The organism is Pseudomonas alcaligenes (assembly GCF_014490745.1).
Lineage (GTDB): Bacteria > Pseudomonadota > Gammaproteobacteria > Pseudomonadales > Pseudomonadaceae > Aquipseudomonas > Aquipseudomonas alcaligenes_C.
Window position 1 is genome coordinate 4,283,204 of record NZ_LZEU01000001.1, and the last position, 11,389, is coordinate 4,294,592.

Here is an 11,389-nt window from a genome sequence, read left to right on the forward strand (position 1 = left end):
TCAGCCACTTCAGTAGCAGATGCTCAGTTCTGAGCTTTCAGCGATCTCGAGTTAATGGTGGAGCCAAGGAGGATCGAACTCCTGACCTCCTGCGTGCAAAGCAGGCGCTCTCCCAGCTGAGCTATGGCCCCATCTACGGACTTGGCCACATCCCTTGACAATTGGTGGGTCTGGGCAGATTCGAACTGCCGACCTCACCCTTATCAGGGGTGCGCTCTAACCAACTGAGCTACAGACCCAATCGTCTAACTCTCGGGTCTAAACCCAATCGCTTTTCGCAAGTGAATCAAGCAATTCGTGTGGGAACTTATGACGAAGCTGATGTCGTCGATTAAGGAGGTGATCCAGCCGCAGGTTCCCCTACGGCTACCTTGTTACGACTTCACCCCAGTCATGAATCACTCCGTGGTAACCGTCCCCCTTGCGGTTAGACTAGCTACTTCTGGAGCAACCCACTCCCATGGTGTGACGGGCGGTGTGTACAAGGCCCGGGAACGTATTCACCGTGACATTCTGATTCACGATTACTAGCGATTCCGACTTCACGCAGTCGAGTTGCAGACTGCGATCCGGACTACGATCGGTTTTATGGGATTAGCTCCACCTCGCGGCTTGGCAACCCTTTGTACCGACCATTGTAGCACGTGTGTAGCCCTGGCCGTAAGGGCCATGATGACTTGACGTCATCCCCACCTTCCTCCGGTTTGTCACCGGCAGTCTCCTTAGAGTGCCCACCATAACGTGCTGGTAACTAAGGACAAGGGTTGCGCTCGTTACGGGACTTAACCCAACATCTCACGACACGAGCTGACGACAGCCATGCAGCACCTGTGTCTGAGTTCCCGAAGGCACCAATCCATCTCTGGAAAGTTCTCAGCATGTCAAGGCCAGGTAAGGTTCTTCGCGTTGCTTCGAATTAAACCACATGCTCCACCGCTTGTGCGGGCCCCCGTCAATTCATTTGAGTTTTAACCTTGCGGCCGTACTCCCCAGGCGGTCGACTTAATGCGTTAGCTGCGCCACTAAAATCTCAAGGATTCCAACGGCTAGTCGACATCGTTTACGGCGTGGACTACCAGGGTATCTAATCCTGTTTGCTCCCCACGCTTTCGCACCTCAGTGTCAGTATCAGTCCAGGTAGTCGCCTTCGCCACTGGTGTTCCTTCCTATATCTACGCATTTCACCGCTACACAGGAAATTCCACTACCCTCTACCGTACTCTAGCTCAGTAGTTTTGGAGGCAGTTCCCAGGTTGAGCCCGGGGATTTCACCTCCAACTTGCTGAACCACCTACGCGCGCTTTACGCCCAGTAATTCCGATTAACGCTTGCACCCTTCGTATTACCGCGGCTGCTGGCACGAAGTTAGCCGGTGCTTATTCTGTCGGTAACGTCAAAACAGCAAGGTATTAACTTACTGCCCTTCCTCCCAACTTAAAGTGCTTTACAATCCGAAGACCTTCTTCACACACGCGGCATGGCTGGATCAGGCTTTCGCCCATTGTCCAATATTCCCCACTGCTGCCTCCCGTAGGAGTCTGGACCGTGTCTCAGTTCCAGTGTGACTGATCATCCTCTCAGACCAGTTACGGATCGTCGCCTTGGTGAGCCTTTACCTCACCAACTAGCTAATCCGACCTAGGCTCATCTGATAGCGCAAGGCCCGAAGGTCCCCTGCTTTCTCCCGTAGGACGTATGCGGTATTAGCGTTCCTTTCGAAACGTTGTCCCCCACTACCAGGCAGATTCCTAGGCATTACTCACCCGTCCGCCGCTGAATCAGAGAGCAAGCTCTCTTCATCCGCTCGACTTGCATGTGTTAGGCCTGCCGCCAGCGTTCAATCTGAGCCATGATCAAACTCTTCAGTTCAATACTGCTTGGGTTTTGAGAAAACCCTAAACTTGGCTCAGCAATCGCAAATAAACTCTCGAATTCACGAGTGTTACTTGTGTTGCTGATAATCTGGTGACTATCAGTCTTACATCACAAGCACCCACACGAATTGCTTGATTCAGTTGTTAAAGAGCGTTTCGGCGAAGTCTTTCGTCTCAACCGAGGCCGCGCATTCTACAGCAGCCCTTCTTTCCGTCAAGCTGTTTTTGAAGAATTTTTCGTTTCCTCTCAACCGCTTGCGCCTCCGAGAAACTCTAGCTCCTCGTCAGCGGGAGGCGAATTCTACAGCGTTCAAATCCGCTGTCAACCACCTCTTTACCGCCCCTCGACTCTTTCGAACCGAAGCGCCAACAGGATCAAACCACCACCCCATCAGCCCGGCGCATTCTACTCGAATCCGCCGCCAGTGCAACCCTTTTTTTCGCCTAACTCATTGTTTAGCAAGGAGTTTTCAGATCAGGCTGCGCCGGAAGTGGTGCGCATTATAGGGGCGGCAATTCTGCCGTCAACAGTTTTATTCGGCTTTCAGCGAAACGCGGGCAAAAGCCTTCTTGCCGGCCTGACAGACGTGGGTTGCCCCCAGCTTAAAGATGAAGGTGCGATCAACCACCTCGCCATCCACCTTCACACCACCGGAACCCAGCAGGTCGCGAGCACCCGCAGCGTTCTTCACCAGACCTGCCTTATTAAGGACGGAGGAGATCGGCATGTCTTCCGCCGACAGCAGCTCCACCTCTGGCAGATCTTCCGGCAGCTCGCCATCCTTCATGCGATTGCCCGCGGAGCGGTGCGCCGTGGCAGCAGCCTCTTCACCGTGAAAGCGCGCGACGATTTCTTCGGCCAGCTTGATCTTGATGTCGCGCGGGTTGGCACCAGCCTCGACGTCGACCTTGAACTGCTCGATCTCTTCCATGCTGCGGAAGCTCAGCAGCTCGAAGTAGCGCCACATCAAGGCATCCGGCATGGACACCAGCTTGTTGTACATGACGCCAGGGGCTTCCTGGATGCCTATATAGTTGCCCAGCGACTTGGACATCTTCTTCACGCCGTCCAGCCCCTCGAGCAGCGGCATGGTGACGATGCACTGCGACTCCTGACCGTAGCCGCGCTGCAGCTCGCGCCCCATCAGCAGGTTGAACTTCTGATCGGTGCCGCCCAGCTCGACATCCGCACGCAGCGCCACCGAGTCATAGCCCTGCACCAGCGGATAGAGGAACTCGTGGATGGCGATCGGCTGATTGCTGGTGTAGCGCTTGTCGAAGTCGTCACGCTCTAGCATGCGCGCCACGGTGTACTGCGAGGTCAGGCGAATGAAGTCGGCCGGCCCCATCTTGTCCATCCAGGTGGAGTTGAAGGCCACTTCAGTCTTCGCTGGATCGAGAATCTTGAATACCTGGGTCTTGTAGGTCTCGGCATTCTCCAGCACCTGCTCACGGGTTAGCGGCGGACGGGTCGCACTCTTGCCGCTGGGGTCACCGATCATCCCGGTGAAGTCGCCGATCAGGAATATCACCTGGTGCCCCAGCTCCTGGAACTGGCGCAGCTTATTAATAAGCACGGTGTGCCCAAGGTGCAGATCCGGCGCCGTCGGGTCGAAGCCAGCCTTGATCCGCAGCGGCTGACCACGCTTGAGTTTCTCGACCAGTTCCGCTTCGACCAGAACCTCTTCCGCACCACGCTTGATCAGCGCCAGCTGCTCTTCCACCGACTTCATGACAGGACTCGTCGCCACTCGAAAACAAAAAGGGAACCAACCATACAAGATCACTGACCAATTACAAGCTCTGCGCCCAGCCGCATGCCGCTGGGCCGATGCCCGGCCGCTAGGGTTGCCTATAGAGAAATTTGATTATATTTTAGTCAGTTAATGCATTCTTCCAAGAAACACCCTTAGCCATGACGCATTCTGTACCCAAAGCCCCGCCCTACCCGAGGAGCCACATCCTGGCTGCCAGCGGCGTAGCGGCGCTGCTGAGCCTGGCCTTGCTGGTGTTCCCGTCGCGCGAAGTCGAGGCGAAGAAGACCTACCTGAGCCTGGAGCTGGGCAATGGCGCCGAGCAGCTCCTGCAAGAAAAAGACGATCTCCGACCAGGCCAAGCCACCGGGGATATTGGCAGCTCGCCATTCAACGGCAGCGCCAGCCTGAACGACAACAGCGCCGGACAAGACGCGAACAAGAACGACAGCACCACCACTCCCACTGATCCACTGCAGAAAACCGCCACCGTCGGCAACGGCGATACGCTGTCCACGGTATTTGCCCGGGTCGGCCTCAGCCCGACCGATCTGCACGAAGCGCTGAACAGCAGCAAGGAAGCCAAGCAGTTCAGCCGCCTGAAAATCGGCCAGGTACTGGACTTCAAACTGACCTCTGACGGCAAGCTGGAGAACCTGAACAGCAAACTCAGCGACCTGGAAAGCATTGCCCTGACCCGCACCGACAAGGGCTACAGTTTCAAGCGCGACCTGGTCAAACCGGATGTGCGCACCACATACGCCCATGGCGTGATCGACAGTTCACTGTTCCTCTCGGCCAAGCGCGCCGGCCTGTCCCATGACTTGACCATGGATCTGGCCAACGTCTTCGGCTACGACATCGACTTCGCCCTCGACATCCGCGAAGGCGACGAATTCGAAGTGATCTACGAAGAGCACGTGGTTAATGGCAAGCAGGTGGGCAACGGCGACATCCTCGCCGCACGCTTCACCAACCGCGGCAAGACCTACACCGCCGTGCGCTACACCAGCAAACAGGGCGTGACCAGTTACTACAACGCCGACGGCAACAGCATGCGTAAGGCGTTCATCCGCACCCCGGTGGACTTCGCCCGCATCAGCTCGAAGTTCTCCATGGGCCGTCGTCACCCGATCCTGAACAAGATCCGCGCCCACAAGGGCGTCGACTATGCCGCCCCGCGCGGTACGCCGATCAAGGCCGCCGGCGATGGCAAGATCCTCCTCGCCGGCCGCCGCGGTGGTTATGGCAACGCGGTGATCATTCAGCACGGCAACAGCTACCGCACTCTGTACGGCCACATGCAGGGTTTTGCCAAAGGCATCCGCACCGGCGGCATGGTCAAGCAGGGACAGATCATCGGCTACATCGGTACCACCGGCCTGTCCACCGGGCCGCACCTGCACTACGAGTTCCAGGTCAACGGCAAGCACGTCGACCCGCTCAGCCAGAAACTGCCGATGGCCGACCCGATCGCCCGCAGCGAAAAGCAGCGCTTCCTGCAGCTGAGCCAGCCGCTGATGGCGCGCATGGATCAGGAAAAGGCCACGCAACTGGCCCTGAACAAGCCTTAAGCCCATGCCGCGCTATGTGGGGGTGATGTCCGGCACCAGCCTCGACGGCCTGGACATCGCCCTGATCGACCAGGGCAACCGTCCCACTCTGCTCGCCCATCACTACCTGCCGATGCCAGCCGCCCTGCGCGCCGAGCTGCTCAGCCTGTGCGCCTCCGGCCCCGATGAACTGGCCCGCGCAGCCATTGCCGAACAGCACTGGGTGACCCTGGCCGCGGCCGGCATCGCCACCCTGCTGGCCCGCGAAGGCCTGCTGGCCAGTGATATCCGTGCCATTGGCAGCCACGGCCAGACCGTGCGCCACGAGCCGGCACGCGGTTTCACCGTGCAGATCGGCAACCCGGCGCTGCTCGCCGAGCTGACCGGCATCAGCGTGGTCGCTGACTTCCGCCGCCGCGATGTGGCCGCCGGCGGCCAGGGCGCGCCCCTGGTTCCGGCCTTCCATGAAAGCCTGTTCGATGACCATGAGCAGCCGTGCGCCGTGCTCAATGTCGGCGGCTTCAGCAATCTCAGCCTGTTGACGCCGGGGCAAGCGGTACGTGGCTTCGACTGCGGCCCGGGCAATGTGCTGCTGGATGCCTGGATCCAGCAGCAGCGCGGCGAGTCCTTCGACCGTGACGGCGCCTGGGCCGCCAGCGGCATCCTGCACAAGGAGTTGCTGCAACGCCTGCTGAGCGATCCCTACTTCCGCACCCAGGGCCCCAAAAGCACCGGGCGCGAGCTGTTCAACCTGCCCTGGCTGCAGCAGCACCTGCACAGCCTGCCGCCGCTGGCCGCCGCCGATGTCCAGCGCAGCCTGCTGGAGCTGACGGCCCGCAGCATCGTCGAATCACTCCAGCAAGCCCAGAGCGACACGGCCGAGCTGCTGGTCTGTGGTGGCGGCGCCCATAACGCTGCCCTGATGCAGCGCCTGGGCGAGCTGCTGCCGAACTGCCAGGTGGCCAGCACGGCGAGCCGCGGCGTGCCGCCGGACTGGGTCGAAGCCATGGCCTTCGCCTGGCTGGCCCACTGCTGCCTGGAGCACATCCCCGCCAACCGCCCGAGCGTCAGCGGCGCCAAGGGGCCACGGGTGCTGGGCGCGATCTACCCGGCCTGACAACGGCCGACGCCATATTGCTTGGCGCCATTCCCCACAAACGAAAAAGCCGCGCAGATGCGCGGCTTTTTGCTGCCTGACGGGCGACTCAGATCGAGAAGGACGAACCGCAGCCGCAGGTGGTGCTGGCGTTCGGGTTGTTGATCACGAAGCGCGAACCTTCCAGACCTTCCTGGTAGTCCACCTCGGCTCCGGCCAGGTACTGAAAGCTCATCGGATCGACCACCAGGCTGACGCCCTCGCGCTCGACGATGGTGTCGTCGTCGGCCACTTCCTCATCGAAAGTGAAACCGTACTGGAAGCCGGAACAGCCGCCGCCGGTGACGAACACCCGCAGTTTCAGGCGCTCGTTGCCTTCCTCGTCGACCAGGCTCTTCACCTTGTTCGCCGCACCCTGGGTGAAGATCAGGGGGGTTGGAATGAAGGTTTCGACGCTCATCTTGCTGCTCTCCCGGCGCCAGGCGCCATGTCACGTACTGCTGAGGCTAGGCATTATCCGCTTACCCGAGCAAATTGGTCAATTATTGGCCGCCACGCGATCGACCTATTCCGCCAGATGGGGGCACCCGGCGGAACATCAAGACCGCGCCCGCGCCTTACGGCATCAGACCGGCATGGGCCAGGCCCAGGCGCTCGTCCAGACCGAAGAGGATGTTCATGTTCTGCACGGCCTGACCGGAGGCACCCTTGACCAGGTTGTCGATCACCGACAGCACCACCACCAGTTCGCCACCCTGCGGCCGGTGCACGGCGATGCGGCAGACGTTGGCGCCACGCACGCTGCGGGTTTCCGGGTGACTACCAGCCGGCATCACGTCGACGAAGGGCTCATTGGCATAACGCTGCTCGAACAGTGCCTGCAGGTCGACGCCACGGTCGGCCACGGTCGCATAGAGGGTGGCGTGGATACCGCGGATCATCGGCGCCAGGTGCGGCACGAAGGTCAGGCCGACCGGGCTGCCAGCCGCGCGGCGCAGGCCCTGGCTGATTTCCGGCAGGTGGCGGTGGCCCTTGACCGAGTAGGCCATCAGGCTTTCGCTGGACTCGCACAGCAGCGAGCCGACCTTGGCACCACGGCCGGCGCCACTGACACCCGAGGCGCAGTTGGCAATCAGCCGGCTGTTGTCGGCCAGGCCGGCTTCCAGCAGCGGGATCAGGCCGAGCTGGGTGGCGGTCGGGTAGCAGCCGGGCACGGCGATCAGGCGGGCGCCCTTGATCGCTTCGCGGTTGACCTCAGGCAGGCCGTAGACCGCTTCCGGCAGCAGATCCGGTGCGCCGTGAGGCTGGCCGTACCACTTGGCCCACTCCTCGGCGTCCTGCAGGCGGAAGTCGGCGGACAGGTCGATGACCTTGGTACCGGCCGCCAGCAGTTCGCCGGCCAGGGCATGGGCCACGCCGTGCGGGGTGGCGAAGAACACCACGTCGCAGGCGCCCAGAGTGGCGCTGTCCGGCACACTGAAAGCCAGTTTGTCGTAGTGGCCGCGCAGGTTCGGGTACATGTCGGCGACTTTCACTCCGGCCTCGGAACGCGAGGTGATCACCACCACTTCCGCCTGCGGGTGCTGCGCCAGCAGACGCAGCAATTCCACACCGGTGTAACCCGTGCCGCCAACGATACCGACCTTGACCATCACCCTGCCCTCGTAACCAACCCAGAAAAGCTGACGATGATAAGGCGCACCGGGGCCGCGGCCAACCTCAAAGGTGACGCACGGGGCCGGCTTTCTCTACTATCGGCGACAGAATCCGCCTCAAGGACTGCTTCGATGCTTTATCTGTGGGTCAAGGCCCTGCACATCATTGCCCTGGTCTGCTGGTTTGCCGGCCTGTTCTACCTGCCGCGCCTGTTCGTCTACCACGCCGCCGCCAGCGACGAGACCAGCCAGCAGCGCTTCTGCGTGATGGAGCGCAAGCTCTATCGCGGCATCATGAACCCGTCGATGCTCGCCACCCTGGTCTTCGGCGCCTGGCTGCTCTATCTCAACCCGGCCTGGCTGCAGATGGGCTGGCTGCATGCCAAGCTGCTGCTGGTAGTGCTGCTGATCGGCTACCACCATGTCTGCGGCGCCCAGCTCAAGCGCTTCGCCCGTGGCGAGAACAGCCGCAGCCACGTGTTCTATCGCTGGTTCAACGAAATCCCGGTAGTGTTCCTGTTGGCCATCGTCATCCTGGTGGTGGTCAAGCCCTTCTGACCGGGCGCGAACACAGAACAAACAGAGGAAACGCCATGTCCCTGCCCGCTCTGCTCGACCAACGCCTGCGTCTGCCGGTAGTCGCCGCGCCGATGTTCCTGGTGTCCACCCCGCCACTGGTGCTGGCCTGCTGCCAGAGCGGCGTGCTCGGCAGCTTCCCGGCCCTCAACCAGCGGGAAAGCGCCGGCTTCAAGGCCTGGCTGGAAGAGATCGAGGCGGGGCTGACGGCGGACTCGGCGCCCTATGCGGTCAACCTCATCGTGCACGGCAGCAACCCGCGCCTGCAGGCCGACCTGGCGATCTGCGTGGAACACAAGGTGCCGGTGGTGATCACCAGCCTGGGCGCGGTCAAGGAAGTGGTCGATGCCGTGCACAGCTACGGTGGCCTGGTGTTCCACGACGTCACCACCCGCCGTCACGCGGAGAAGGCTGCCGAGGCCGGAGTCGACGGGCTGATCGCGGTGGCTGCCGGCGCCGGCGGGCATGCCGGCACCTGGAGCCCGTTCGCCCTGGTCGCCGAAATCCGTCAGTTCTTCGACAAGACCCTGCTGCTCTCCGGCTGCCTCAACCATGGCCACGAGATCCTCGCTGCCCAGCTGCTGGGCGCCGACCTGGCCTACATGGGTACTCGCTTCATCGCCACCCGCGAAAGCAATGCCGACGCCGACTACAAGCAGATGATTCTTGGCGCCCGCGCTGCCGACATCGTGCACACCCCGGCGGTGTCCGGCGTGCCGGCCAGCTTCATGCGCCAGAGCCTGGAACGCGCCGGCTACGACCTCAAGCGCCTGCAGGACAAGGGCGACGTCAACTATGGCGAGAAGCTCAAGCCGATCAGCGATGAAGCCAAGGCCTGGAAGACCGTATGGTCGGCCGGCCAGGGCGTCGGCGGCATCGCCGACCTGCCCGGCGTGACCGAACTGGTGGCGCGCCTGGATGCCGAATACCGCGCCGCCCTTGGCCAAGGCAGCCAGCTGAGCCAGCGCTGGCCACGCTGAGTCCTGCGCCTGGCAGGGCTACCCGCCGAGTCCACGCCACAACAGATCAAGAATCGACAGGGATGCACAGATGACCGAAGCCCGTTTCAAGATCGTTTTCAGCGGCGAGCTGATGCCAGACATGGCCGCCGACACCGTCAAGGACAACCTCGCCCAGCTGTTCAAGAGCAACCGCGACAAGATCGAGGCGCTGTTCAGCGGCGCCCGCGTGCCGCTCAAGCGCGACCTGGCCGAAGCCGAGGCCGACAAGTACCTGACGGCCCTGCAGCGCGCCGGCGCACGGGTCTACAAAGAGCCCGACCTGGCGGCCAACCTGAGCCTGGTGGAGACCGACGATCACCGCAGCGCAGCCGCCGAGGAGCCGGCCAGCGACGAGCACATGAGCTGCCCGAAATGCGGCCATGAGCAGGCCAAGGCCAACGAGTGCAGCGCCTGCGGCATCATCATCGACAAGTACCTGGCGCGTCAGGCCCAGTTGGCCGCCAGCGCCGCCGAACCCGCGGCGGCAACTGCCACGGCGGCTGGCAGCACACCATCGCCTTATGCCACGCCCAAGGCCCAGGTGGCCGAGGCCCAACCGGAATACGCCGAGCTCAAGGTGTTCAGCATCCAGGGGCGAATCGGCCGGGTGCGCTACCTGGCCTGGTCGGCGGTCATGTCCCTGATCTTCATGGCGGCCTACCTGATCGCCGCCCTCAGCCTGGCCATCTCCCCGGTTGTCGGCGGCCTGCTGATCACGGCCGTGGTCATCGCGGCCATCGTGGTCGGCGTGCAGATCGGCGTGCAGCGCCTGCATGACCTCGACTGGTCCGGCTGGCTGTGGTTGCTGCTGCTGGTGCCGATTGCCAACTTCGTGATGGCGATCCTGATGCTGGTGGTGCCCGGCACCCCACAGGCCAACCGCTTCGGCCCGCCGCCGCCGCCCAACAGCACGGCGGTCAAGGTGCTGGCCTTCGTCTGGCTGGGACTGCCTGTGGTGGCCGGCATCCTCGCCGCCCTTGCCGTCCCCGCTTACCAGGACTACGTCGAGCGTGCCCAGCAGGCGCAACACGCGGACGTCGCCGCGCCGGTCGAGGAGTAAGCAGGTGAAGCAGGCGAGGGACTACGCATGAGTAGCTATGCACTGATCACCGGCGCCTCCGGCGGCCTCGGCCTGGCCCTGGCCGAAGCCCTGGCCCGCCGCGGCCACAACCTGATCCTGGTGGCCCGCCAGCGCGAAGCCCTGGAAAGCGTGGCCTGCGAACTGACCCAGCGCTTCGGCGTCGAAGCGCTGTTCCGCGTCTGCGACCTGGCCGAGCCGCTGCAGGTCAACGGCCTGATCCAGGAGCTGGAGCAGGGCGAGCGGCGCATCGAGCTGCTGGTGAACAACGCCGGCATCGGCAGCGCCGGCCTGTTCACCGAGCTGGACTGGAGCCACGAGCAGGAGCTGATCGAGCTCAACGTGCTGGCCGTGGCGCGTCTGTGCCATGGCGTCGGCCAGATGATGGTGGCCCAGGGCGGCGGACAGATTCTCAACGTGGCCTCGCTGGCGGCGTTCCAGCCCGGCCCGCTGATGAGCAACTACTTCGCCAGCAAGGCCTATGTGCTGAGCCTGTCCGAGGGGCTGCGCAACGAGCTGGCGCCCCACCAGGTCAAGGTCTCGGTGCTCTGCCCCGGCCCGGTGGCCACCAGCTTCTTCCGCCGTGCGGCGATCTACAGCGGCGGCATGGAGCGCCAGCAGCTGCTGGCCAGCCCCGAGGAGATCGCCCTGATCGCCGTGCGCGGGCTGGCGAAAAACCGCGCCATCATCATCCCCGGCTGGCGCAACCGCCTGGTGCCGCCGCTGCTGCGCCTGGCGCCGCGAGCGCTGGTGCGGCGCATCGCCATGCGCATGATCAAGCCGCTGCTGCCACGCTAATCAG

Annotated in this window: 9 protein-coding genes, 2 tRNA genes and 1 rRNA gene; 6 read left to right on the forward strand and 6 right to left on the reverse strand. The window is 62.6% G+C overall.

Features of this window, described 5'->3' with window-relative positions:
- Positions 1-55: 55 nt before the first annotated feature.
- The 4 genes from A9179_RS19670 to tyrS form a co-directional block, all read right to left on the reverse strand.
- Positions 56-131 (reverse strand) — tRNA-Ala (locus A9179_RS19670).
- A gap of 31 nt (positions 132-162) precedes the next feature.
- Positions 163-239 (reverse strand) — tRNA-Ile (locus A9179_RS19675).
- A gap of 93 nt (positions 240-332) precedes the next feature.
- Positions 333-1,869: ribosomal RNA gene (locus A9179_RS19680) — 16S ribosomal RNA — on the reverse strand.
- A gap of 538 nt (positions 1,870-2,407) precedes the next feature.
- Entirely contained in the window at positions 2,408-3,607 is a 1,200-nt protein-coding gene (gene tyrS / locus A9179_RS19685; RefSeq protein WP_187807887.1) for a tyrosine--tRNA ligase, read from the reverse strand.
- Between the two features lie 182 nt (positions 3,608-3,789).
- On the opposite strand from tyrS, the gene A9179_RS19690 reads away from it, so the two are divergent.
- Together A9179_RS19690 and A9179_RS19695 are read left to right on the forward strand one after the other, a co-directional pair.
- Positions 3,790-5,202 (forward strand): peptidoglycan DD-metalloendopeptidase family protein, encoded by a 1,413-nt coding sequence (locus tag A9179_RS19690; protein WP_187807888.1) that lies wholly within the window; start codon positions 3,790-3,792, stop codon positions 5,200-5,202.
- A 4-nt stretch (positions 5,203-5,206) separates the two neighbouring features.
- The gene (locus A9179_RS19695) at positions 5,207-6,298 is read left to right on the forward strand and encodes an anhydro-N-acetylmuramic acid kinase (RefSeq protein WP_187807889.1); all 1,092 of its coding nucleotides are present in this window, start codon (positions 5,207-5,209) and stop codon (positions 6,296-6,298) included.
- 88 nt (positions 6,299-6,386) lie between these two features.
- Here the strand turns inward: A9179_RS19695 and erpA are convergent, their stop codons facing one another.
- Positions 6,387-6,737, reverse strand: a complete 351-nt coding sequence (erpA, locus tag A9179_RS19700; protein ID WP_187807890.1) for an iron-sulfur cluster insertion protein ErpA — start codon at positions 6,735-6,737, stop codon at positions 6,387-6,389.
- A 157-nt stretch (positions 6,738-6,894) separates the two neighbouring features.
- Positions 6,895-7,929, reverse strand: a complete 1,035-nt coding sequence (gene argC, locus A9179_RS19705; RefSeq protein WP_187807891.1) for an N-acetyl-gamma-glutamyl-phosphate reductase — start codon at positions 7,927-7,929, stop codon at positions 6,895-6,897.
- Between the two features lie 135 nt (positions 7,930-8,064).
- Here argC and hemJ point away from each other — a divergent pair, with 135 nt between their 5' ends.
- The 4 genes from hemJ (at position 8,065) to A9179_RS19725 (ending at position 11,385) form a co-directional block, all read left to right on the forward strand.
- Positions 8,065-8,490 carry a protoporphyrinogen oxidase HemJ gene (gene hemJ, locus A9179_RS19710; protein WP_187807892.1) on the forward strand — a complete coding sequence of 142 codons (426 nt, stop codon included), beginning with the start codon at positions 8,065-8,067 and terminating at the stop codon, positions 8,488-8,490.
- Positions 8,491-8,525: 35 nt separating this feature from the next.
- Positions 8,526-9,488 carry an NAD(P)H-dependent flavin oxidoreductase gene (locus A9179_RS19715; RefSeq protein ID WP_187807893.1) on the forward strand — a complete coding sequence of 321 codons (963 nt, stop codon included), beginning with the start codon at positions 8,526-8,528 and terminating at the stop codon, positions 9,486-9,488.
- 70 nt (positions 9,489-9,558) lie between these two features.
- The gene (locus A9179_RS19720; protein WP_187807894.1) at positions 9,559-10,569 is read left to right on the forward strand and encodes a DUF805 domain-containing protein; all 1,011 of its coding nucleotides are present in this window, start codon (positions 9,559-9,561) and stop codon (positions 10,567-10,569) included.
- 27 nt (positions 10,570-10,596) lie between these two features.
- Positions 10,597-11,385, forward strand: a complete 789-nt coding sequence (locus A9179_RS19725) for an SDR family NAD(P)-dependent oxidoreductase (protein WP_187807895.1) — start codon at positions 10,597-10,599, stop codon at positions 11,383-11,385.
- Positions 11,386-11,389: the final 4 nt, after the last annotated feature.